Raw genomic sequence first — 21509 nt, 5'->3', positions numbered from 1 at the left:
TCGCTCGTCAAGTAGGGAGGGTTCGATGCCACCACCACCCACCACGCTCGCCCGGCTCCCCGAGTACGCCGCCGCCGCGTACGGGGAGCGCGAGGCGCTCGCCGACGGAGAGGTCCGCTGGACCTTCGCCCGCCTCGCCGCCGAGATCTCCGCGGCAGCCCGCGCCGCCATCGCCCACGGCATCCGCCCCGGCGACCGGGTCGCGATCTGGGCCCCCAACAGCCGCCGGTGGATCACCGCCGCCCTCGGTGCGGTCGGCGCCGGAGCCGTCCTCGTACCGGTCAACACCCGCTACAAGCCCGCGGAGGCCGCCGACATCATCCGGCGCAGCGGCTCCCGCGTCCTGTTCACCGAGCGCGGGTTCCTCGGTACCGACTACGCCCGTGACCTGCACGCCTCCGGCGAGGACCTCGGGGCGCTCGCCTCGACGGTGGTCCTGCGCGACGGGCGCGACCGGCGCGAGGGACGGGAGGGAAGAGAGGGACGAGAGGGACGGGAGGGGAACGACGGCGGCGAGACCACGGGCCCCGACGGGCCGCCCGGGTCCGTCTCCTGGGAGGCGTACCTGCGCGCCGGCGAGGCCGTCCCCGACGCGGAGCGCGCCGCGCGCGCGGCCGCCGTCCGTCCCGAGGACCTCAGCGACATCCTCTACACCTCCGGCACCACCGGCCGCTCCAAGGGCGTCATGACCACCCACGGCCAGACCGTCCGGCTCTACGCCTCCTGGTCCGGCCTCGTCACCCTGCGCCCCGGCGACCGGTACCTGCTGGTCAACCCCTTCTTCCACACCTTCGGCTACAAGGCCGGGGTGCTCGCCTGCCTGCTGCGCGGGGTCACCATGCTCCCCGAGGCGGTCTACGACACCGACCGCATCCTGCACCGCATGGCCGCCGAGCGCGTCACCTGCCTGATGGGCCCGCCGACCGTCTTCCACGGCCTGATCCGCCACCCGGCGCGGGCCGCGCACGACCTGTCCGCGCTGCGCCTGGCCGGCACCGGAGCCGCCTCGGTGCCCGCCTCCCTCGTCGAGGAGATCCGCACCGAACTGGGGGCGCCCGACGTGTTCACCGCGTACGGGCTCACCGAGTCCGGCGGCGTCGTGTCCGTCTGCCCCACCGACGCCGACGCCCGGACCCTCGCCCACACCGTCGGCCTGCCGCTGCCGGACACCGAGGTACGGATCACCGACCCGCTCGGCGCGGTGCTGCCCGCCGGGGAGCCGGGCGAGGTGCAGGTCCGCGGCTACCACGTCACCCCCGGCTACCTGGACGACCCGGCGAGCACCGCCGAAGCCGTCCTGCCCGGCGGCTGGCTGCGCACCGGGGACATCGGCGTGCTCGACGGGCGCGGCTACCTCGCCATCACCGACCGGCTGAAGGACATGTACGTGGTCGGCGGGTTCAACGCCTATCCGGCGGAGGTGGAGAACGTGCTCCTGACCCACCCCGCCATCACCGACGCGGCGGTCGTCGGCGCCCCCGACGAGCGGCTCGGCGAGGTCGGGGTGGCCTACGTCGTCACCACCGGGCCGGTCACCTCCGAGGAGCTGACCGCCTGGACCCGGGAACGACTGGCCAACTTCAAGGTGCCGCGGCGGTTCACCCGGATGGATGAGCTCCCGCGCAACGCGGGCGGCAAGCTGCTGAAGACGGAGCTGCGCCGCACGGCGCGAGGGGAGTCGGCGTGAGGCCGCTGGAGCTGACGAGGGAGCAGGAGGAACTCCGGGACGCGGTACGGGCGGTCCTGGCCCGCCACCCCGGCCACACGGCCTGGGCTCCGCTGACGGCACAGATCGGCGCGGCCGCGCTGGCGGTCCCCGAGGAGTACGGCGGGCTGGGCTGCGGGCCGGCCGAAGTCGGGGTGGTCATGGCGGAACTGGGGCGCGTGCTGAGCCCCGTACCGTACCTGGGATCGGCGGTGCTGACGGTGGAGGCCCTGCTCGCGTCCGGGGACCGGGAGGCCTGCGCGAAGCACCTGCCGCAGCTGGCGGAGGGCACGGTCGTGGGCGCCCTGGCCTGGGCGGAGGCCCTGCCCGGGCAGCCGGGCCCCGCGGGCCACGGCCCGGGCGCGTACGGCCCGCCCGCCCCCGGTGGTGGCTGGGAGGCGGGCGACCTGTCGGCCCGGGCCGAGCCGGCCGGGACGGACTGGCTCCTCACCGGCTCCAAGCGGTACGTCCTGGCCGGCCCCGCCGAGCCGTCCCTGCTGCTGGCCTTCGCCCGGATGGACGGCGCTGCCGCCGGCCCGGACCCCGGACGGCTCGGGCTGTTCGAGCTCCTCGCCGCCCCGGCGGCCTTCACCGTACGGTCCACGATGGACCGCACCCGCCCCCTCGCGGAGCTGACCCTGGACCGGACCCCGGCCCGGCTGCTCTCGGCCGACGGCGCCGGGGTCCTCGCCCGGGTCCGGGACCTGGCCTGCACGGCGCTCGCCGCCGAACAGGCGGGGGCGGCGGCGCGGGCACTGGAGGTGACGGTCCGGTACGCGAAGGAACGGGTGCAGTTCGGGCGGCCCATCGGCTCCTTCCAGGCGGTCAAGCACCGGCTCGCCGACCTGCACACCGCGGTGGAGGGAGCCCGCTCCCTCGCCCTCGCGGCGGCCGCCGCCGACGCGGCTCCGGAAGGGGCGGCCGCCGCCAAGTCGGCCTGCTCGGAGGCGTACGCGTACGTGGCGGGCGAGATGATCCAGCTGCACGGCGGCATCGGCATCACCTGGGAGCACGAGGCACACGAGTACTTCAAGCGGGCCCACGGATCGGCCCTGCTCTTCGGCTCCCCCGCCGCACACCGCGAACGACTGGCGGCCCGGCTGGGGTTCCTCCCGGCCGGGTGACGCGCCGGCGACCGGGCGCGCGGGCGGCGGAGGCTGTCGTACGCTCGGCCCATGACGGGCAGTGCGATAGACCTCCGGAAGATCGAAGAGACCGCCCCGGCGCTGGTGAGCCTGTACAAGAGCGCCGGGTCCTCGCTCCGCAAACACGGTCTGGAGGGCGGCCGGGCCGCCGTCTACCTGGTCCTCGACTACTCCGGCTCGATGCGCCCGTACTACGACGACGGCAGCGTGCAGGCCCTCGCCGACCGGGTGCTGGGGCTCTCCGCGCACCTGGACGACGACGCCCGCGTGCCGGTCGTGTTCTTCTCCACCGAGGTCGACGCGGTCGAGGAGATCTCCCTGGCCGGCCACGAGGGGCGGGTCACCGCGATCGCCGCCGGCCTCGGCCACATGGGCAAGACGGCCTACCACGCGGCGATGGACGCGGTGATCGACCACTACCTGGACTCGGGATCCGCCCTCCCCGCGCTCGTGGTCTTCCAGACGGACGGCGGCCCGATCAACAAGCTCGCCGCCGAGAAGTACCTGTGCAAGGCGGCCCGGCTGCCGCTCTTCTGGCAGTTCGTCGGCTTCGGGAACACCCGCAGCTCGCAGTTCGACTTCCTGCGGCGGCTGGACGAACTGCCCGTCCCGCAGAAGCGGATGGTGGACAACGCGGGCTACTTCCACGCCGGCCCCGACCCGCGGGCCGTCGCGGACCCGGAACTCTACGACCGCCTGGTCGGCGAGTTCCCGGCATGGCTGACGGCGGCCCGGGCGGCGGGAATCGTGCGCGCCTGACCGGCGGGTACGAGCACCTCGCGCTTTGATGGACGTATGACGACGAACAATTGGGCCGTATTCGAAAAGGCGGAACCGGAATTCGCGGCGGCCGTCCAGGCCCGCTTCGCTCAGTTCCCGCACCACGTCCTGGCGACCCTGCGCAAGGACGGCTCGCCGCGCGCGACCGGACTGAACGTCGAGATCCGCGGCGGTGAGCTGTGGCTCGGCATGATGCCGGGGTCGATGAAGGGGAAGGACCTGCGGCGCGACGGGCGCTTCGCCCTGCACACCAACCCGGGTCCGGGCGAGACCATGCCCGACGGGGACGTGCGGATCGCCGGGCGCGCGGTGGAGATCGTGGAACAGCCCGAGCTCCACCGGTACGCGGAGGAGGCCGAGGAGAACGACACCCCGCACCCCTTCGACCTGTTCCGTGCCGACCTGACGGAGGTGGTCCACGTCGGGGTCGAGGGCGACGACCTGGTGGTCCGCTCGTGGACCCCGGAGCACGGATTGCGCACCCTGCGCCGGGGCAACGACGACGAGCCGGCCCGCGAGGAGCCTGCGGCGGGCTGAGCCGGGGGGGTGCCTTGCGGCCCGGCCGCCCCCTAGACCCTGGCCGGGGTCTTCGCCGGGACGACCGCCGGCATCTTGGCGGGGGCCTGGGCCGGGAGCTTGGGCGGGGCCTGGGAGGGGGACTTGGGCGAGGCCTGGGAAGGGGACTTGGCCGAAGCCTTGGCGGGGGACTTGGCCGGGGACTTGGCGGGAGCCTTCTTGGTCTTGCCCGGGGTTTTCGGGGTCTTGGCCGGGGCCGGGGTCTGGGCGCCGACGTCCAGCCAGCTCCGGTCGATGTTGAGCGTCACGTCGCCGTACGTGGCGTCGTGGTCTCCCCGGAACTGGTGGGCGCGGCGGCCCCCCGTCCACCGGCTGGTCCCGGCGGGCAGGCCCAGGTCGGCGTCGGTGACCGAGGCCGCACCGTTCCAGCGGGCCACCCACAGCACGTCGGGCATCGCCTCCGGGGCCTGGTCGTAGTGGGCGCTCAGCGCCTTGGCCCCGGAGCTCGCCGCGACGTAGGCGGCGGCCCCGTAGCCCAGTTCGTGCAGCCGGGTCGTCCAGGCCGTGAGGTAGGCGACGACCGGGGCGTCCCAGGTGGCGCGGTCCGTGTAGTTCTCCAGGTCGTTGTAGAGGACCGTGCCCTCGGCCATGCCCAGCGCCGCGGCCGCGTGGGCCGCGCCCTCGGCCTCGGCCCTGCCCTGTTCGTTGGCCTCGGAGGGGTCGGTGGAGAGCCCCGTGGAGGAGCTGTTCCAGGGCTGGGGGCCCACCCAGATCGGCATGAGGTGCCAGCCCGCCTCGGCCTGCCGGCTCACCCAGCCCGCGGTGAGCTGCGGCTGGGCGCAGGCACGGGCGCGGCCGCCGATGTAGACGCCGACGGCGCCGAAGGGCGAGTCGGCCCGCCAGGCGTTCATGGTGCGCTGGGTCGGGGCCGTGCAGGCGTCGAAGCCCTCGCCCGTGAAGGGCGTCTGGACGGTGGTACGGGAACCCCCGCCGACCACGCCGACCGGATCGACGGGCACCGGGCCGGGGGCGGCCGGGGGTGCGAGGGCGCGGGCCCGGGTGAGGACCCCGCGGACGGCCTCGGGGGTGGACGCGTAGGAGACGGTGGCCATCACCCCGGCGCGGCGCAGGGCGTAGCGGATCTCGTTGCTGTCGCCCCGGACCTTGGGCAGGGGGTCGCCCTCGTCGCCTCCGACGGTGGGGATGTCGGCGCGCGGCGGGGCGCCGTCGAGCGGCTCCAGGTGCAGAGTGTCGGAGCGGGGGGCGGCGGCACGGGCGGCTCCGCATTCGCCCTGGGCGCCGGCGTGTCCGAGGTAGAGGGTGGGCAGGTCGAGGCGCAGGCAGGCGTCGGGGTTGCGGTCGAGGTCGACGACCCGCCAGTCGGCGGGGACGGTGAGCCGCAGCCCGCGGTAATCGACGGTGCGGCCGTCGGTGGTACGGCCCTCGGCGGTGCCGGTGCGGCCGTCGGCGGCCCCGAGGGGGACGGGGGCGAGCAGCGCGGCGCCCAGCAGGCAGCTCAACATCATGTGGGAGGGGAGCATGTGACCCACTGTTACCAGAAGGCCCGGGGGTTGACGCAGAGGCACGAGAGCCCGCGGTCACCTGTTGACGGGACGGCCGCACGGCAGTGCGGCCGATCCCCGGCCCGGGCCCGCCGCGCGCCCGCTCCCGCTCCGCGCGCTGCCGGCGCCGCTCAGCCGGTAGCGCGCCGGTGCCGCTACTCCTGCTGTTCCTGGAAGGCGGGCAGGGCGAAGATCCGCTCCTTCCCCGACTCCTCCATCAGCTCGACGAGCGGCAGCACCAGTTCCCACAGGTCCTGCTTGTCGACCTCGCGCACGAGTCCGTCGAGCTCCGCGTCGCCCAGCCCGGCGGCGGCATCGGCCACCACCTTGCGCGCCTCCTCGGGCAGTACGCCGACCAGCGGCAGGAACGCGCCCCACAGTGCGGTCGCCACGACGGCCCGTACCACTCCGGCCAGCACGAGCGGGTCCCGCAGGGAGTCCAGCCGGGCCACCGCGAGCCGGTCCTCCTCGCCGAGCAGCGCCACGAGCGGGAGCAGGGACTCCCACAGTCCCTCGGCGTGCGTGACCCGTACGAGCGAGTCGAGATCGGCCGGGTCGAGGCGGGCCGTGAGTTCGGCGATCCGCAGCCGCTGGTCGCCGCCGACCATCGCGGCGACGGCGAGGGCCTCCTCCCAGAGCCCCTCGGCGGCAGCGGCCCGTACGATCGCGCCGAGGCGGTCGTCGCCCATGAGCTCCAGGATCCGGGGCAGCCGCTCGGGCTGGTCGACGTAGAAGCCGGCGCGCAGCACCGCCGCGTCGTCCACCTGGTCCAGGATCCGGCGGAGCACCTGGTCCCGCATGTGGCCGACGAACCGGCCCATGGTGAGGTGGTCGCGGTTCTCTGCGAGGGTGGTGGCGATGCGTACGACGAGCCCCTCGTCGAGCCGGTCGACGATCCCGGAGATCTTCCGGGGGTCCAGGTGTCCGCAGGCCTCGGCGGTGAAGGAGACGGGCAGCTTCTCGATGATGGCTGCGGCCCGGCCCGACTCCAGCCGGCCGGCCACCCCGGCGGCCAGCCGGGGTCCGAGCGCCTTCTGCGAGATGGCGGCCGCCACCCCGGCCGGCACCAGCTTGGTCGCGGCGGCGATCCGGTCGAGCATCTCGGGTGCGCCGTCGTTCAGTACGGCGCTGACCTGCTCGCGGAACGCCCGTACGTCCTCGTCCGGCAGCCCGCGCAGGAAGCCGAGCTCCCCGGCGTCCGCGCCCACCAGTCGGGCGATCTTCTCCACTTCGGCGCGGCTCACCGGAACAGCACCTTGCGCACGGCCCCGCGCGCGAGGGCGGGGACCAGTCCCAGCGCCTCCTCGGCGGCCTGGTTCAGGCCTTCGGCCTGGCGCGCCCGCTCCGCCTTGAGCGCCTCGGCGAGCCGCACGAGCTCCCCGGCGTCCAGCTCCGCGAACGACGCGGGAGGCCTGACGCCTCCCAACTCCACACTCAAACGGCCCAGTTCCTCATCTGTACGCACGGGACGACCTCCCACACCAAAGACGACACGACGGCTCGCGTCGAGCGTGGGCCCGAATTGACTAATAGTCAATACTCGCGGGTAAGGTCGGCGGCGGACGTCAACTCCCGCTCTCCGCCAGCTCCTTGAGGACGAGGTCCAGCGCGGTGGCCCGTACGCCGAGGATGGTCTCGGTCTCGGAGGCGTCGACGCGCAGCGCCCTGTCGTACAGGTACGCCATCTCCGGGATCTCGGCCGTCACCGCGTCGCCGGCGACCTGCTCGGCCAGCTCCCCCGGCGTCATCCGCCGCAGCCGCGGCTCCGGCGCACCGGCGGCTTGGGCGAGCCGGCCGGCCAGGGCCCGGATGGACAGCTCCGAGGTGGACGGCACGTGCCAGGCGCGGCCCCAGCCGTCCTCCCGGGCGCCGACGGCGATGAGGGTGCGGGCCACGTCGCCCACGTAGGACCAGGCGTGGGCCTCGTCCAGGCCGACCGGGAGCACCGCCTCCGTGCCCGCGAGCACGGCAGGGACGGCCGTCCAGGTGAACAGCGAGAGCGCCCCGGCCCCGAGGTAGTCGCTGCCCCGGACCTCGGCGACGCGCACGCGCCCGGCCTCGTGGGCGGCGAGGGCCTCCTCCCACATCGCGGCGCGCACCCGCCCCTTGTCGGAGGCCGGCCGCAGGGGCAGACCGGGGGTCAGGGGCCCCTCCACCGGTCCGTACCCGTAGAGGTTCCCCAGCATCACGTAGTCCGCGCCGGTCCGCTCGGCGGCGGTGAGCAGGGAGGCCGCCAGCGGCGGGAAGGCGGTGCGCCAGTCCTGATAGGCGGGAGCGGCCGCGTTGTAGAGGGTGCGCGCATCCCGGAGCAGCTCGGTGAGGCGGTCGACGTCGGTGATGTCGGCGGCGACCCGCTCGACGAGCGGATGCTCGGGCCCGCCGCCCCTGCGGGTGATGACGCGGACCCGCTCGCCGGACGCGGCGAGCAAGCGGGCGGTGGCGGTGCCGATCGGACCGGCGCCGGTGACGACGTGCACGGACATGGCTGTACTCCCTTGCCGAGAACGTGAGTTGTTCACGCGATGGATCAACCCTCGCTCGGTGCGGCGCCGTACAGTAGTGGCCTGAATGCCAGCCATCCGGAGATTCGAGCCATGGCGACTCCTCCTGCACCCGCTTCCGCACCAGCTTCCGCACCCACTCCTCCGCCCCCTCCTCCCGCGCACCGCCCGCACCGCCCGCACCGTGTGACGGTCGTCGCGGTCCCCCCGGTGACCACCTTCGACCTGTCGATCCCGGAGGTGGTCTTCGGCGCGACGCGGATCGGGGAGGACCCGGCCTACGAGGTGACGATCTGCACGCCCGCCCCGGGCGTCGTCCCCGCGGCGATCGGCATCGACATCGTCGTACGCCACGGCCTGGAGGCGATCGAGCGGGCCGACACGGTGATCGTGACGGGGACGGGCGCCCGGGTCAGCGCCGACCCGCGCGTACTGGACGCCTTGCGGGCCGCCGCCGCGCGGGGCCGGCGCATCGCGTCCATCTGCACGGGCGCGTTCGTCCTCGCCCAGGCCGGTCTCCTCGACTCCCGCCGCGCCACCACCTTCTGGAGCATGTCGGAGGAGTTCAGGGAGCGCTTCCCCGGGGTCGACCTCGTGCCGGGCGTGCTGTTCGTCGAGGACGACGGGGTGCTGACCTCGGCGGGGCTCTCCGCGGGGATCGACCTGTGCCTGCACATGGTGCGCTGCGACTACGGGGCCGCCGTCGCGAACGGCACCGCCCGGCTGGTGGTCGCGGCCCCGGTGCGGCCGGGCGGCCAGGCCCAGTTCATCGAGACCCCGCTCCCGGCCGACCGCGGAACCTCCCTCGCCGCGACCCGCGCCTGGGCCCTGGCCCGCCTGCACGAGCCGACCGCCCTGGCCGACCTGGCCCGGCACGCGGGCCTGAGCGTGCGCACCCTGACCCGCCGCTTCCGCTCGGAAACGGGTCTCAGCCCCCTGCAGTGGCTCCTGCACCAGCGCCTGCACCGGGCCCGCGAGATCCTGGAGACGACCAACCTCCCGATGGACCAGGTCGCCGCGCGCAGCGGCCTCGGCACGGCCGACTCCCTCCGCGCCCACCTGGTCCGCCGCACGGGTTCCACGCCGACCGTCTACCGGGCCACGGCACGGGCGCGGCAGCCGTAGGGGCGTGTCCCGGCCGCCTGCGCGTCTTCGCCCGGACCGGGCGCTAGCCGGTCGGGGCCGGGGCCGCGGCCCGTTCCAGTACCTCCAGCACGGTGTCGCGGAACAGCGTGCGCTTGTAGCCGGTCTGCGGCAGGGGCCGGCAGCGGGCGAGCACCGTCGCGGCCGCGTCCGCAAGGACCTCGGGGGTGGCCTCCCGGCCGATCAGGGCGGCCTCCACCTCCGGAAGCCGCAGCGGAACCCGCGCGACGCCGCCCGCCGCGACGGCGGCGTGCGTGACGGTCGCGCCGTCGAGCGCGAGCCGGGCGGTGGCCTCGACCAGGGGCCATTCGCCGTGGGCGCGGCTGGTGGCCCGGTGGCAGGCTGCCCGTTCGCCGGGCAGGGGCGGCGGCAGCAGCACCGCGGTGAGGATGCGGTCCGGTGCCAGCAGGTGGTCGGCCCGGTGGAGCCGGTCGCCGTCCCCGTACAACTCGGCCACGGGGCGGGGCGATTCGCCGTGGACCTCGGCCCCGGCGTCGTAGGTGAGCAGGGCCATCGCGAGGGTCGACGGGTGCGGGGCGACGCACGGGCCGTCGCCGCTGACCACTCCGAAGTGGTGGTCGCCCTCGCGCGCGGGGCAGCCGGAGCCGCCCTTCTGGAGGCAGCTGAAGTGCGGATTGCGGTAGTACCAGCAGCGGTTGCGCTGGAGCAGATTGCCGCCCAGGGTGCCGGCGGCGCGGATCTGCGGGGTCGCCGCGGTCCCGGCGGACACCGCCAGGGCGGGCCAGCCGGAGCGCACCCGCGGATCGCCGGCCAGCGCGGCGAGCGTGGTCAGGGCGCCGATCCGCAGCCCGCCGCCGGGCAGCGGCGTACAGCCGCGCAGGCTGCCCGCGGCGTCGAGGTCGGTGAACGGGCCCGGGGCGATGCCGGAGCGCTGCCGGGCGGTGGTGTCGGTGCCGCCGGCGCGCAGTTCCCCGCCGCGCGCCAGGACGGCGGCCGAGAGGTCGGTGAGGGTGGGCTCGGTGCTCACGTGGCCAGTCCTTCCAGGAGCCGGTCGGGTCGGATGGGCATGTCGTACGGGCGCCAGCCGGTCGCATCGCGGACCGCGTTGGCCAGGGCGGCCGCGGTCGGCAGGGTGGAAATCTCCCCGAGGCCCACTCCGCCGCCGGGGACGTGTGCGAAGCCCTCCTGATGGAAGTGGACGGTGATCTCGGGGGTGTCTCCGATGCCGGGGATGCGGTAGTCCTCCAGGTTGTCGGTCAGCACCCGGCCCGTGGCCGGGTCGGTGCGCCGCTCCTCGAACAGGGCGTAGCCGACGCCCTGGACGACGGCGCCCTCGCACTGGCTGCGGGCGAGCCGCTCCTCGTGGATGCGGCCCGCGGCGATGCCGCTCCACACCCGCAGCGGCCGGATCCGGCCGAGCCGGGTGTCCACCTCCACCTCGGCGACCTGCACCGATCCGGTGAAGCCGCGGCCGATCGCCACGCCCCCCATGGTCAGGTTGAGCGGGGTCACGAAGCCCCGGTGGTCCCGGGTGCGCCGGCCGGTGACCCGTACGCCCTGCGCAAGGCCCAACCGGGAGGCCACGTCGCCGTCACCGGCGCCGAGCGCGTCGCGCAGCCGTTCGGCGGCGTCCACGGCGGCGGGCACGATCGACGGTGTGGTGCGGCTGCCGCCGGAGGTGGGGCCGTGGGCGGCGTCGCTGTGCCCGACCTCGGCACGCACCCTGTCCTCCGGCACGCCGAGTCCTTCGGCGACGGCCCGGCGCAGGACGGTGCGCGAGCCCGTGCCCATGTCCTGCACGGCGCAGCGGGCGACGACGATCCCGTCCTCGACGGTGAGCTCGACCTCGGTGGCGGGGTCGAGGAAGTACAGCCAGTTGGCCGCCGCGACGCCGACGCCCCGCCGGAAGCGTCCGGTACCGCCGCGGGTGCCCGCCCAGGCCGGAAGGGCCGCGGCCAGGTCGTACAGCGCATGGCGCTTCGGGTTGCCGTCCCAGCGGCGCCGCAGGGCGATCGGATCCTCTCCCAGCCGGTGGGCCATCTCGTCGACGGCCTGTTCCAGGGCCCAGCACATCGTGGGTCCGCCCGGGCCGCGGAAGGGCGCGCCCGGCGGCCGGTGGGTGACGATGTCGAAGTCCCGTAGCCGGCGCGGTGCCTTGCCGTACATGAACCGGGCCAGCGCCGCGACGGTGCCGCCCACCGAGACCCCGCCGTCGGTGTCCGCGTCCATGGCCAGCGCGCTCAGCTCCCCGGAGGCGTCCGCGGCCATCGCCAGCCGGATCCGGGTGCCGGGCCGGTACCCGCCGTCGGTGAGCTCCTCGTCCCGGTCCAGCACCACCCGCACCGGGGCGCCGTGCAGCCGGGCCAGCTCCACCGCGGCGACCACGTCGGAGGTCAGCCCCATCTTGCAGCCGAAGCCGCCGCCCACGTGGACGGCCCGTGCCACCACCCGGTCGAGGGGCACGCCGAAGCGCTCGGCGGCGAGTACCGCCACCTGCTTCACCGACTGCGTGGACACCTCCAGGTGGAGGGCGCCGTCGACCCACTCCGCCAGGCAGGCGTGCGGTTCGAGCGGGGTGTGGGTCTGGGCGGCGGTCGTGAACAGCCCCTCGACCACCCGCTCGGGGCTGCTCTTGCGGGCCTCCGTGATCCGGCGCACGGCCGTGGCGGGCCGCTTGCTCATGGCGGACGGGCCGCGCCGGTTGCCGCGCCATCGGGCGGGCGTCAGCTGAGGTGCCTCGCCCGACCCGGGCGCCCGCTTCCGCGCCGCCTTGTCCTCGTAGACCAGCGGCCCCTCGCCGGCCCGCGACCGGCTCACGTCGAGGGCGGCCGGCAGCACCTCGTACTCCACGGCGACCCGCTCGGCGGCCGCCCGCGCGGAGGCCCGGTCCGGCGCCGCGACCGCCGCCACCGGCTGCCCGACGTACCGCACCACCCCGTCGGGGGGCAGCAGCGGCACCAGCGGCAGATCCCCGGCCTCCAGGGACCGTACGTACGCATGCGCGTGCGGCGAGCGGATGATCACCCCCTCCAGCAGCCCCTCGGGCCGCTGATCGGTGGTGTACCGGGCCGACCCGTCGACCTTCTCGGGGGCCTCGGCACGCGGCGGTGCCGGCGCCTCCCCCTCGTAGTCGCCCGCGCAGGCGGCCGCCACGGCGCTGAAGATCCCCTCGTAGGCGCCGCACCGGCACAGGTGACCCGCCAGCGCCTCCGCGATCTCCTCCCGCCCCGGCCTGCTCCGCCCGTGCGCGGCCCGCCACCGCTCGAAGAACGCGGCCGCCTCGACCACGAACCCGGGCGTGCAGTAACCGCACTGCAGGGCGTCCTCACCGGCGAAGGCACGCCCGACCGGGTGACCGGCCAGCCCTTCCGCCGTCGTCACCCGCCGCCCGCCGAGCCGGGCCGCCGGCGTCAGACACGCCACCCGCGGCTCACCGTCGACCTGGATCGTGCAGGCCCCGCACACCCCGCCGGCGCACACCAGCTTGGTCCCGGTCAGCCCCAACCGCTCCCGCACCACCTCCACGGCGGTCGGATCACCGTCCACGTCCACCACACACGGAACGCCATTGACCTCGAACTCCACGAGCCGTACTCCTCAACGTGGGGGCGACGACCCCCACACCTACCGGGCTCGCCTTCACCCCCCTTGATAACCCGCCACGGCCCACCCCGCAGGTCGGCACACCCTCCCCAGAACGCCACAACGCCCGCCACCCCTGGTCGGGGACGTGGCGGGCGTTGTGTCTCAGTCGCTCACCTCACGCCGAGCCCACCTTGAACCCGGCCCAAATCGTCTTGCCTACCCGTTCGTCGCAGATCCGGAACTCGTCGGCGAGCTCGACCACCAGCCACAGCCCCCGGCCGCTCGGAGCACCAAGGTCGGGCCGCTGCACGACGGGGCAACCCGGGCCGCTGTCGCGCACCCCAATCGCCACGATCCCTCCCTCCCGCTCCAGACGCACGGAGAACTCCCGCCCCAGCGGGACCCCGTGCAGAACTGCATTCGTGGCGAGCTCGGACACGCAGAGCCGCATGTCGTCCCGCCGCTCGCACACACCCCAGTCACCAAGCGTGTCGCCTACGAACTGACGGGCCGCGCGCACCGAGGCACGGGCCCGAGGGAACCGCTGCTGCCGAGACAAGGACATAGCACCCCACCGCCTTAACGCTGAGCTTCCAAGGCCCCACAGAACGTATTGCTATTCGCGAAAAGCGGCAAGGTTCGCAGGCTGGGATAGCGCAGAGGTGTCGCTTAACGTGGGCACCGGCAGAGCACGACGGACACTCAGGAGGCAGCGTGAGCGGCAGCGGTTGGACCAGCACGTCGATGCCGTACCTGACCCCTCGCGCCGACGGGGAATCCGACGCCTGGACCGCCGAGGCCGAGGCGGCGGGCCGTCGCGGCGCGCAGCGCATCCTGCACGCCGGTGAAGCCGACGCCCCGGCCGAGGTCGCCCGGATGCTCGACCTTGCGACCGGGGAGACCGCCGTCGTCCGCCGCCGGATCATCGAACTCGACGGCGAGCCGACCGAATTGACCGACACCTATTACCCTGCCGACATCGCCACAGGCACCCCTCTGGCCGGCACGGCAAAGATCCGGGGCGGCGCGGTGACCCTGCTGGCAAGGCTGGGACACGTCGGCGTACGAGCCGTCGAGAACGTGACGGCCAGGATGCCCGACCCCGATGAGCGGGAGCACCTGCGCCTCGGGCCGGTCGAGCCGGTCCTCCAACTAGCCCGTACGACCTACGACTCGGCGGGCCGGCCGATCCAGGCCGACGTGATGGTCATGCCGGCCGGACGCCAGCAGTTGCGGTACGAGATCGACATCGAGGTCGCATGACCCTGTCCAGCGCCGACGCCTCGGGACCCGATCCCCGGCCGCTCCACGCCCGCATCGCCGCCGATCTCCGTGACGAGATCATGAGCGGCGGCCTCCCGCCTGGATCGAAGCTGCCTTCCACCGCGCAGCTGAAGGCCCGCTTCGATGCCTCCAACGCCACGATCCAGAAGGCCGTCCAGCTCCTCAAGGACGAAGGGCTGGCCCTGGGTCGTGCGGGTTCGGCGGTGACAGTACGGGACACCCGCCAGCGGACCGTTCGCCCGGCCGGATCCCTGAGACCGGCCGTGGCCGGGGCGGCCTACCCCTGGCTCGCCGAAGCATCGGAACCGGCCCGCGCGGCGCACAGCACCCTGCTGGCGGTGGAAGAGGTGCCCGTCGTCGGTGATGTCGCTGCCGCGCTCGGACTCCCGGAGGGCAGTCCGGCCGTGTGCAGGCGCCAGCTGATCACCATCGAAGACGAGCCCGCCGAGCTGGTGAGCTCGTACTACCCGTCGGACCTCGCTCGCGGCACCGCGCTCGCGGATCCCCGCCGGATCCGGGGCGGCACTCCGACCCTGCTGACCGAGCTCGGCTTCCCGCCCCACCGCAGCGTGGACCGGCTCTCCGCCCGCGTCGCGACGCAGGAGCAGTACACAGCACTGCGGCTGCCCGGCGACCTCCCCGTCCTGCGGACCCTCCGTACGTTTTACAGCGCGGAGGGACAGCCGATCGAGGTCACCGTCATGGTGAAGGCAGGCCACCTGTACGAGCTCCAGTACGAGTTCGCGCCCGAAGCCTGACCACCCCCGGAACGCCACAACGCCCGCCACCCCTGGTCGGGGACGTGGCGGGCGTTGTGTCGAGTGCCGTACTTCGTTGTACGGACCGTATGAGGGGTCCCGGCGAGCCGGGGGCACTACACGACCTCAGTCACCACCCGACGGCCGCAGGCCGGCGCAGCCGGGCGAAGCCCGGGAGGCCGCCTGCGGCCGAGCGGTGCGAGCACGGCGTCGAGAATCAGACGGTGATCGAGCGGTCCGTCGGCTTGACCGGGTACGGGAGGGCGCTGGTGCCGGTCAGGAAGCGGTCCACGCCGCGGGCGGCCGAGCGGCCTTCCGCGATGGCCCAGACGATCAGCGACTGGCCGCGGCCGGCGTCGCCGGCGACGAAGACGCCGTCGACGTTGGTCGCGTAGGAGGCGTCGCGCTCGATGTTGCCGCGGGCGTCCATCGCCAAGCCGAACTGGGCCGTGAGGCCGTTCTCCTGGTCGGTGCCGGTGAAGCCCATCGCCAGGGTGACCAGCTGCGCGGGGAGGACGCGCTCGGTGCCGGGCTTCTGGACGAGCTTGCCGTCCTCGAAGGCGACCTCGACCAGGTGGAGGGCCTGGACGTTGCCGTCCTCGTCGCCCTCGAAGTGGGTGGTGGAGACGGAGTAGATCCGCTCGCCGCCCTCCTCGTGAGCAGAGGTGACCTTGTACAGCATGGGGAACGTCGGCCAGGGCTGGCCCGCGGGCCGGTCCTCGGACGGACGCGGCATGATCTCCAGCTGCGTGACCGAGGCCGCGCCCTGGCGGTGGGCGGTGCCCACGCAGTCCGCGCCGGTGTCGCCGCCGCCGATGACGACCACGTGCTTGCCCTCGGCCGTGATGGGGGGCGCCATGAAGTCGCCCTCCTGGACCTTGTTCGCGAGGGGCAGGTACTCCATCGCGAAGTGGATGCCCTTGAGGTCGCGGCCCGGGACCGGCAGGTCGCGGGAGACGGTGGCGCCCGCCGCGATGACCACCGCGTCGAACCGCTTGCGCAGGTCGGTGGCGGTGATGTCGCGGCCGACCTCGACGCCGGTACGGAACTTGGTGCCCTCCGCGCGCATCTGCTCGATGCGGCGGTTGATGTGCACCTTCTCCATCTTGAACTCGGGGATGCCGTAGCGCAGCAGCCCGCCGATGCGGTCGGCGCGCTCGTACACCACCACGGTGTGGCCGGCCCGGGTCAGCTGCTGGGCCGCGGCGAGACCCGCCGGGCCGGAGCCGATGACCGCGGCCGTCTTGCCCGACAGGCGCTCGGGCGCCTGCGGGGTGACGTCGCCGTTGTCCCACGCCTTGTCGATGATCGAGACTTCGACGTTCTTGATGGTGACGGCCGGCTGGTTGATGCCGAGCACGCAGGCGGACTCGCACGGCGCCGGGCACAGCCGCCCGGTGAACTCCGGGAAGTTGTTCGTCGCGTGCAGCCGCTCGGAGGCGGCGGTCCAGTCCTCGCGGTACGCGAAGTCGTTCCACTCGGGGATCAGGTTCCCGAGCGGGCAGCCGTTGTGGCAGAACGGGATGCCGCAGTCCATGCAGCGGCCGGCCTGCTTGCTGATGATCGGCAGCAGCGAGCCCGGAACGTAGACCTCGTTCCAGTCCTTGAGGCGCTCGGCCACAGGACGGGTGCAGGCGGTCTCGCGCGGGGTGGTGAGGAAGCCCTTCGGGTCAGCCATTGGTCGCCGCCTCCATCATCTTCTCCGTGGTCTCGGACTCGGAGAGTCCGGCGAGCTCAGCGGCGTCCTTGGCGGCGAGCACTGCCTTGTACGTGGTCGGGATGATCTTGCTGAAGCGGGCCGCCGAGGCGGTCCAGTCAGCCAGGAGCTTCGCGGCCACGGTCGAGCCGGTCTCCTCCTCGTGGCGGCGCACCACATCGTGCAGCCACTGGGCATCCGTGTCGGAGAGGGCCTCGACCGCGCCCGTGTTGCCGACGTTGACGTTGTTCGGGTCGAGGTCGATGACGTACGCGACGCCGCCCGACATGCCCGCCGCGAAGTTGCGGCCCGTCTCGCCGAGGACGACCGCCGTGCCACCGGTCATGTACTCGCAGCCGTGGTCGCCCACGCCTTCCGAGACGACCAGGGCGCCGGAGTTGCGGACGCAGAAGCGCTCGCCGGTGCGGCCGCGCAGGAACAGCTCGCCGCCGGTGGCGCCGTAGCCGATCGTGTTGCCCGCGATGGTCGAGTACTCGGCCAGGTGGTCGGCGCCGCGGTCGGGACGGACCACGACGCGGCCGCCGGAGAGGCCCTTGCCGACGTAGTCGTTGGCGTCGCCCTCCAGGCGGAGGGTCACGCCCTTCGGCAGGAAGGCGCCGAAGGACTGGCCGGCGCTGCCGGTGAAGGTCAGGTCGATGGTGTTGTCGGGCAGGCCCGCGCCACCGAACTTCTTCGTGACCTCGTGGCCGAGCATGGTGCCGACCGTGCGGTTGATGTTGCGGATCGCGACCTGGGCGCGGACCGGCTGTGCGGTCTCGGCCGAGTCGGCGTTCAGCGCGTCCGCGGCGAGGCGGATGAGCTCGTTGTCGAGCGCCTTCTCCAGACCGTGGTCCTGCTCGATCACGGCGTGGCGGACCGCGCCCTCGGGCAGCTCCGGCACGTAGAAGAGCGGCTCCAGGTCGAGACCCTGCGCCTTCCAGTGCGTGACGGCCTTGCTGGTGTCGAGGAGCTCGGCGTGGCCGACGGCCTCCTCGATCGTGCGGAAGCCCAGCTCGGCGAGGAGCTCGCGCACCTCCTCCGCGATGAACTCGAAGAAGTTGACGACGAACTCGGGCTTGCCGGAGAAGCGGTCGCGCAGGACCGGGTTCTGGGTGGCGATGCCGACCGGGCAGGTGTCCAGGTGGCAGACGCGCATCATGACGCAGCCGGAGACGACGAGCGGCGCGGTCGCGAAACCGAACTCCTCGGCGCCGAGCAGCGCGGCGATGATGACGTCGCGGCCGGTCTTGAGCTGGCCGTCCGTCTGGACCACGATGCGGTCGCGCAGCCCGTTGAGCAGCAGGGTCTGCTGGGTCTCGGCGAGGCCGAGCTCCCAGGGACCGCCCGCGTGCTTCAGCGAGGTGAGCGGGGAGGCACCCGTACCGCCGTCGTGGCCGGAGATGAGGACGACGTCCGCGTGGGCCTTGGAGACACCCGCGGCGACCGTACCCACGCCGACCTCGGAGACCAGCTTCACGTGGATGCGGGCGACCGGGTTGGCGTTCTTGAGGTCGTGGATCAGCTGAGCCAGGTCCTCGATGGAGTAGATGTCGTGGTGCGGCGGCGGGGAGATCAGGCCGACGCCCGGGGTGGAGTGCCGGGTCTTGGCGACCCACGGGTAGACCTTGTGGCCGGGCAGCTGGCCGCCCTCGCCGGGCTTGGCACCCTGCGCCATCTTGATCTGGATGTCGTCCGCGTTGACCAGGTACTCGCTCGTGACACCGAAGCGGCCGGAGGCGACCTGCTTGATGGAGGAGCGGCGCGCCGGGTCGTACAGGCGGTCCGGATCCTCGCCGCCCTCACCGGTGTTGGACTTGGCGCCCAACTGGTTCATGGCGATGGCGAGGGTCTCGTGCGCCTCCTTGGAGATGGAGCCGTACGACATGGCGCCGGTGGAGAAGCGCTTGACGATGTCGGCGACCGACTCGACCTCGTCGATGGAGATCGACGGGCGTGCCGCCGGACCGTCCGTCTTGAAGCCGAAGAGTCCGCGGAGCGTCATGAGGCGCTCGGACTGCTCGTTCACCCGGTCCGTGTACTGCTTGAAGATGTCGTACCGGCGGTTGCGCGTGGCGTGCTGCAGGCGGAAGACCGTGTCCGGGTCGAACAGGTGCGGCTCGCCCTCGCGGCGCCACTGGTACTCGCCGCCGATCTCCAGCGCGCGGTGCGTGGCCGCGATGCCGGAGGTCGGGTACGCCTTGGCGTGGCGCGCGGCCACCTCCTTGGCGATGACGTCCAGGCCGGCGCCGCCGATCTTGGTGGCGGTGCCCGCGAAGTACGCGGCGACGAACTCCTCGTTCAGGCCGACGGCCTCGAAGACCTGCGCACCGCGGTAGGAGGCGACGGTGGAGATGCCCATCTTGGACATGACCTTCAGGACGCCCTTGCCGAGCGCGTAGATCAGGTTCTTGATGGCCTGCTCCGGCTCCAGGCCGGACAGGAAGGTACCGGCGCGCAGGAGGTCCTCGACGGACTCCATGGCGAGGTACGGGTTGACCGCGGCGGCGCCGTAGCCGATGAGCAGCGCGACGTGGTGGACCTCGCGGACGTCGCCGGCCTCGACCAGCAGACCCACCTGGGTGCGCTGCTTGGTGGCGATGAGGTGGTGGTGCACCGCGGAGGTGAGCAGCAGCGACGGGATCGGCGCGTGCTCGGCGTCGGAGTGACGGTCCGAGAGGACGATCAGGTGCGCGCCGTTCTCGATGGCCGCGTCGACCTCGCCGCGGATCTCCTCGAGGCGGGCGGCCAGTGCCGCGCCGCCGCCCGAGACCCGGTACAGGCCCGAGAGGGTGGCGGCCTTCATGCCCGGCATGTCGCCGTCGGCGTTGACGTGGATGAGCTTGGCCAGCTCGTCGTTGTCGATCACCGGGAACGGCAGCGTGACGCTGCGGCAGGACGCGGCGGTCGGCTCCAGCAGGTTGCCCTGCGGGCCGAGCGAGGACAGCAGCGAGGTGACGAGCTCCTCGCGGATGGCGTCCAGCGGCGGGTTGGTGACCTGCGCGAAGAGCTGGGTGAAGTAGTCGAAGAGCAGCCGGGGGCGCTCGGACAGGGCCGCGATCGGGGAGTCCGTACCCATGGAGCCGAGCGGCTCGCCGGCGGTACGGGCCATCGGCGCGAGGATGACGCGGAGCTCTTCCTCGGTGTAGCCGAAGGTCTGCTGGCGGCGGGTGACCGAGGCGTGGGTGTGCACGATGTGCTCACGCTCGGGCAGGTCCGTCAGCTCGATCTCGCCCGTCTCCAGCCATTCGGCGTACGGGTGCTCGGCGGCCAGCGCGTCCTTGATCTCGTCGTCTTCGATGATCCGCTTCTGGGCGGTGTCGACGAGGAACATCTTGCCGGGCTGCAGGCGGCCCTTGCGGACGACCTTGGCCGGGTCGATGTCCAGGACGCCGACCTCGGAGGAGAGCACGACGAAGTCGTCGTCGGTGACCCAGTAGCGGCCGGGGCGCAGACCGTTGCGGTCGAGGACCGCGCCGACCTGGGTGCCGTCGGTGAAGGTGACGCAGGCGGGGCCGTCCCACGGCTCCATCTGCGTGGAGTGGTACTTGTAGAACGCGCGGCGGGCCGGCGACATGGAGGTGTGGTTCTCCCACGCCTCCGGGATCATCATCAGCACGCTGTGCGGGAGGGACCGGCCGCCGAGGTGGAGCAGCTCCAGGACCTCGTCGAAGGAGGCCGAGTCGGAGGCGTCCGGGGTGCAGATCGGGAAGATGCGCTCGAGGGCGCCCTCGCCGAAGAGGCCGGAGGCCAGCTGGGACTCGCGGGCCCGCATCCAGTTCCGGTTGCCCTTGACCGTGTTGATCTCGCCGTTGTGCGCGACGAAGCGGTACGGGTGGGCCAGCGGCCACGACGGGAAGGTGTTCGTCGAGAACCGGGAGTGGACCAGCGCGATCGCGGAGGCGAAGCGGCGGTCGGAGAGGTCCGGGAAGAAGGGCTCGAGCTGGCCGGTGGTCAGCATGCCCTTGTAGACGATCGTGCGGGCGGAGAGCGACGGGAAGTAGACCCCGGCCTCGCGCTCGGCGCGCTTGCGCAGCACGAAGGCCTTGCGGTCCAGCTCGATGCCCGTGGTCCCGTTGCTGACGAACAGCTGCGAGAAGGCCGGCATGGTGGCGCGGGCGCCGTTGCCGAGCAGGTCGGGGGTGACCGGAACCTCGCGCCAGCCGAGAACCGTCAGGTTCTCCTCGGCGGCGATGGCCTCGATCTGCTCCACGGCGACGGCCTGTGCGGTGCCGTCGGCGGGGAGGAAGGCGATGCCGACGGCGTACGCGCCGGCCTCGGGAAGGTCGAACCCGGCCACCTCGCGCAGGAACGCGTCCGGGACCTGGGAGAGGATGCCGGCGCCGTCGCCCGAGTCGGGCTCGGATCCGGTGGCGCCTCGGTGCTCGAGGTTCCGCAATACGGTCAGCGCCTGCTCGACCAGCGTGTGGCTGGCCTCGCCGGTGAGGTTGGCCACAAAGCCGACGCCACAGGCGTCGTGCTCGTTGCGCGGGTCGTACATGCCCTGCTGGGCGGGGCGACCGTCCATGGGCGACCAGGCGGTGTTGCTGAGGCCGGTCGCGGAGTGCGTGGATGCGGAACGCATCGGCTCTCCCGTCGTCGTCGTGGCATATGTGCATAGCCGAGGGACGACGTTGGCCCTCTGCGAAATTTCGTGCAGATTACATGATGACGACAATCCCGCGAAGCGGATATGCCATTCCAGCATGCGGACACTGCACGGAGCAGATAAGAGGGGACTTTCGCAGGTGTCCTGCCATCGGGACACGGGACGAAGGTCCCGGTACGGGGCGGGCCTCATTGCCCGGCGCCCAGGGGGTCTGTGCCCGGCGGACACGGAATCGAAACCGCCGGGTAACCAACTACTTATGTTGCC

16 protein-coding genes are annotated in these 21509 nt (G+C 73.2%); 7 read left to right on the top strand and 9 right to left on the bottom strand.

What is annotated here, in order from left to right; all coding sequences use genetic code 11:
* Nucleotides 1–25: 25 nt before the first annotated feature.
* Genes ACE1OC_RS29970 through ACE1OC_RS29955 form a run of 4 tightly spaced genes read left to right on the top strand, consistent with a single transcriptional unit; the run spans nucleotide 26 to nucleotide 4167 of the window.
* Complete coding sequence (locus tag ACE1OC_RS29970; protein WP_407839630.1) at nucleotides 26–1687, top strand: AMP-binding protein; 1662 nt, start codon at nucleotides 26–28, stop codon at nucleotides 1685–1687.
* On the top strand, nucleotides 1684–2829 hold the full coding sequence (locus ACE1OC_RS29965) for an acyl-CoA dehydrogenase family protein (RefSeq protein ID WP_407839629.1): 1146 nt from the start codon (nucleotides 1684–1686) through the stop codon (nucleotides 2827–2829). Before ACE1OC_RS29970 ends, ACE1OC_RS29965 begins: the two co-directional genes overlap by 4 nt.
* Before the next feature lie 51 nt (nucleotides 2830–2880).
* Nucleotides 2881–3609 (top strand): vWA domain-containing protein, encoded by a 729-nt coding sequence (locus ACE1OC_RS29960; RefSeq protein ID WP_407839628.1) that lies wholly within the window; start codon nucleotides 2881–2883, stop codon nucleotides 3607–3609.
* Between the two features lie 36 nt (nucleotides 3610–3645).
* Nucleotides 3646–4167, top strand: coding sequence for a pyridoxamine 5'-phosphate oxidase family protein (locus ACE1OC_RS29955; RefSeq protein WP_274552389.1), 522 nt, complete (start codon nucleotides 3646–3648; stop codon nucleotides 4165–4167).
* 32 nt (nucleotides 4168–4199) lie between these two features.
* Here ACE1OC_RS29955 and ACE1OC_RS29950 read toward each other — a convergent pair whose 3' ends face one another.
* The 4 genes from ACE1OC_RS29950 to ACE1OC_RS29935 all read right to left on the bottom strand — a co-directional run bounded on the left by ACE1OC_RS29950 (nucleotide 4200) and on the right by ACE1OC_RS29935 (nucleotide 8191).
* A complete protein-coding gene (locus tag ACE1OC_RS29950) occupies nucleotides 4200–5687 on the bottom strand; it encodes a DUF1906 domain-containing protein (protein ID WP_407839627.1) in 1488 nt (495 codons plus the stop codon).
* Nucleotides 5688–5863: 176 nt separating this feature from the next.
* Nucleotides 5864–6952, bottom strand: coding sequence for a hypothetical protein (locus ACE1OC_RS29945; protein ID WP_407839626.1), 1089 nt, complete (start codon nucleotides 6950–6952; stop codon nucleotides 5864–5866).
* A complete protein-coding gene (locus ACE1OC_RS29940; RefSeq protein ID WP_407839625.1) occupies nucleotides 6949–7173 on the bottom strand; it encodes a hypothetical protein in 225 nt (74 codons plus the stop codon). The genes ACE1OC_RS29945 and ACE1OC_RS29940 overlap by 4 nt, the downstream gene beginning before the upstream one ends.
* A 100-nt stretch (nucleotides 7174–7273) precedes the next feature.
* A complete protein-coding gene (locus tag ACE1OC_RS29935; protein WP_407839624.1) occupies nucleotides 7274–8191 on the bottom strand; it encodes an NAD-dependent epimerase/dehydratase family protein in 918 nt (305 codons plus the stop codon).
* Nucleotides 8192–8419: 228 nt separating this feature from the next.
* On the opposite strand from ACE1OC_RS29935, the gene ACE1OC_RS29930 reads away from it, so the two are divergent.
* Complete coding sequence (locus ACE1OC_RS29930; protein WP_407839623.1) at nucleotides 8420–9334, top strand: GlxA family transcriptional regulator; 915 nt, start codon at nucleotides 8420–8422, stop codon at nucleotides 9332–9334.
* A 43-nt stretch (nucleotides 9335–9377) separates the two neighbouring features.
* On the opposite strand, the gene ACE1OC_RS29925 is transcribed toward ACE1OC_RS29930, so the two are convergent.
* The 3 genes from ACE1OC_RS29925 to ACE1OC_RS29915 all read right to left on the bottom strand — a co-directional run bounded on the left by ACE1OC_RS29925 (nucleotide 9378) and on the right by ACE1OC_RS29915 (nucleotide 13463).
* Nucleotides 9378–10340: an FAD binding domain-containing protein gene (locus ACE1OC_RS29925; RefSeq protein ID WP_407839622.1), complete on the bottom strand. Its 963-nt coding sequence runs from the start codon at nucleotides 10338–10340 to the stop codon at nucleotides 9378–9380.
* On the bottom strand, nucleotides 10337–12898 hold the full coding sequence (locus ACE1OC_RS29920; RefSeq protein WP_407839621.1) for a molybdopterin-dependent oxidoreductase: 2562 nt from the start codon (nucleotides 12896–12898) through the stop codon (nucleotides 10337–10339). Before ACE1OC_RS29920 ends, ACE1OC_RS29925 begins: the two co-directional genes overlap by 4 nt.
* A 175-nt stretch (nucleotides 12899–13073) precedes the next feature.
* The gene (locus ACE1OC_RS29915) at nucleotides 13074–13463 is read right to left on the bottom strand and encodes an ATP-binding protein (protein WP_407839620.1); all 390 of its coding nucleotides are present in this window, start codon (nucleotides 13461–13463) and stop codon (nucleotides 13074–13076) included.
* Nucleotides 13464–13612: 149 nt separating this feature from the next.
* Here ACE1OC_RS29915 and ACE1OC_RS29910 point away from each other — a divergent pair, with 149 nt between their 5' ends.
* Together ACE1OC_RS29910 and ACE1OC_RS29905 are read left to right on the top strand one after the other, a co-directional pair.
* Nucleotides 13613–14161, top strand: coding sequence for a GntR family transcriptional regulator (locus tag ACE1OC_RS29910; protein WP_407839619.1), 549 nt, complete (start codon nucleotides 13613–13615; stop codon nucleotides 14159–14161).
* Nucleotides 14158–14940 (top strand): GntR family transcriptional regulator, encoded by a 783-nt coding sequence (locus ACE1OC_RS29905; RefSeq protein ID WP_407839618.1) that lies wholly within the window; start codon nucleotides 14158–14160, stop codon nucleotides 14938–14940. The genes ACE1OC_RS29910 and ACE1OC_RS29905 overlap by 4 nt, the downstream gene beginning before the upstream one ends.
* Nucleotides 14941–15157: 217 nt before the next feature.
* Here ACE1OC_RS29905 and ACE1OC_RS29900 read toward each other — a convergent pair whose 3' ends face one another.
* Both ACE1OC_RS29900 and gltB read right to left on the bottom strand, forming a co-directional pair.
* A complete protein-coding gene (locus ACE1OC_RS29900; protein ID WP_250744911.1) occupies nucleotides 15158–16618 on the bottom strand; it encodes a glutamate synthase subunit beta in 1461 nt (486 codons plus the stop codon).
* Nucleotides 16611–21161, bottom strand: a complete 4551-nt coding sequence (gltB, locus tag ACE1OC_RS29895; RefSeq protein WP_407841719.1) for a glutamate synthase large subunit — start codon at nucleotides 21159–21161, stop codon at nucleotides 16611–16613. The genes ACE1OC_RS29900 and gltB overlap by 8 nt, the downstream gene beginning before the upstream one ends.
* Between the last annotated feature and the right edge of the window lie 348 nt (nucleotides 21162–21509).

The sequence above is a fragment of the Streptomyces stoeckheimensis genome (genome assembly GCF_045822005.1).
GTDB classification, from domain to species: domain Bacteria; phylum Actinomycetota; class Actinomycetes; order Streptomycetales; family Streptomycetaceae; genus Streptomyces; species Streptomyces stoeckheimensis.
This window is presented reverse-complemented; position numbering and strand designations above follow the sequence as displayed.

Excerpts from the sequence above, each read along its gene's own strand:
- ACE1OC_RS29970 (WP_407839630.1), top strand. The coding sequence starts at position 26 with ATGCCACCACCACCCACCACGCTCGCCCGGCTCCCCGAGTACGCCGCC.
- ACE1OC_RS29960 (WP_407839628.1), top strand. The coding sequence starts at position 2,881 with ATGACGGGCAGTGCGATAGACCTCCGGAAGATCGAAGAGACCGCCCCG.
- ACE1OC_RS29955 (WP_274552389.1), top strand. The coding sequence starts at position 3,646 with ATGACGACGAACAATTGGGCCGTATTCGAAAAGGCGGAACCGGAATTC.
- ACE1OC_RS29950 (WP_407839627.1), bottom strand. The coding sequence starts at position 5,687 with ATGCTCCCCTCCCACATGATGTTGAGCTGCCTGCTGGGCGCCGCGCTG.
- ACE1OC_RS29935 (WP_407839624.1), bottom strand. The coding sequence starts at position 8,191 with ATGTCCGTGCACGTCGTCACCGGCGCCGGTCCGATCGGCACCGCCACC.
- ACE1OC_RS29915 (WP_407839620.1), bottom strand. The coding sequence starts at position 13,463 with ATGTCCTTGTCTCGGCAGCAGCGGTTCCCTCGGGCCCGTGCCTCGGTG.
- ACE1OC_RS29905 (WP_407839618.1), top strand. The coding sequence starts at position 14,158 with ATGACCCTGTCCAGCGCCGACGCCTCGGGACCCGATCCCCGGCCGCTC.
- ACE1OC_RS29900 (WP_250744911.1), bottom strand. The coding sequence starts at position 16,618 with ATGGCTGACCCGAAGGGCTTCCTCACCACCCCGCGCGAGACCGCCTGC.
- gltB (WP_407841719.1), bottom strand. The coding sequence starts at position 21,161 with ATGGACGGTCGCCCCGCCCAGCAGGGCATGTACGACCCGCGCAACGAG.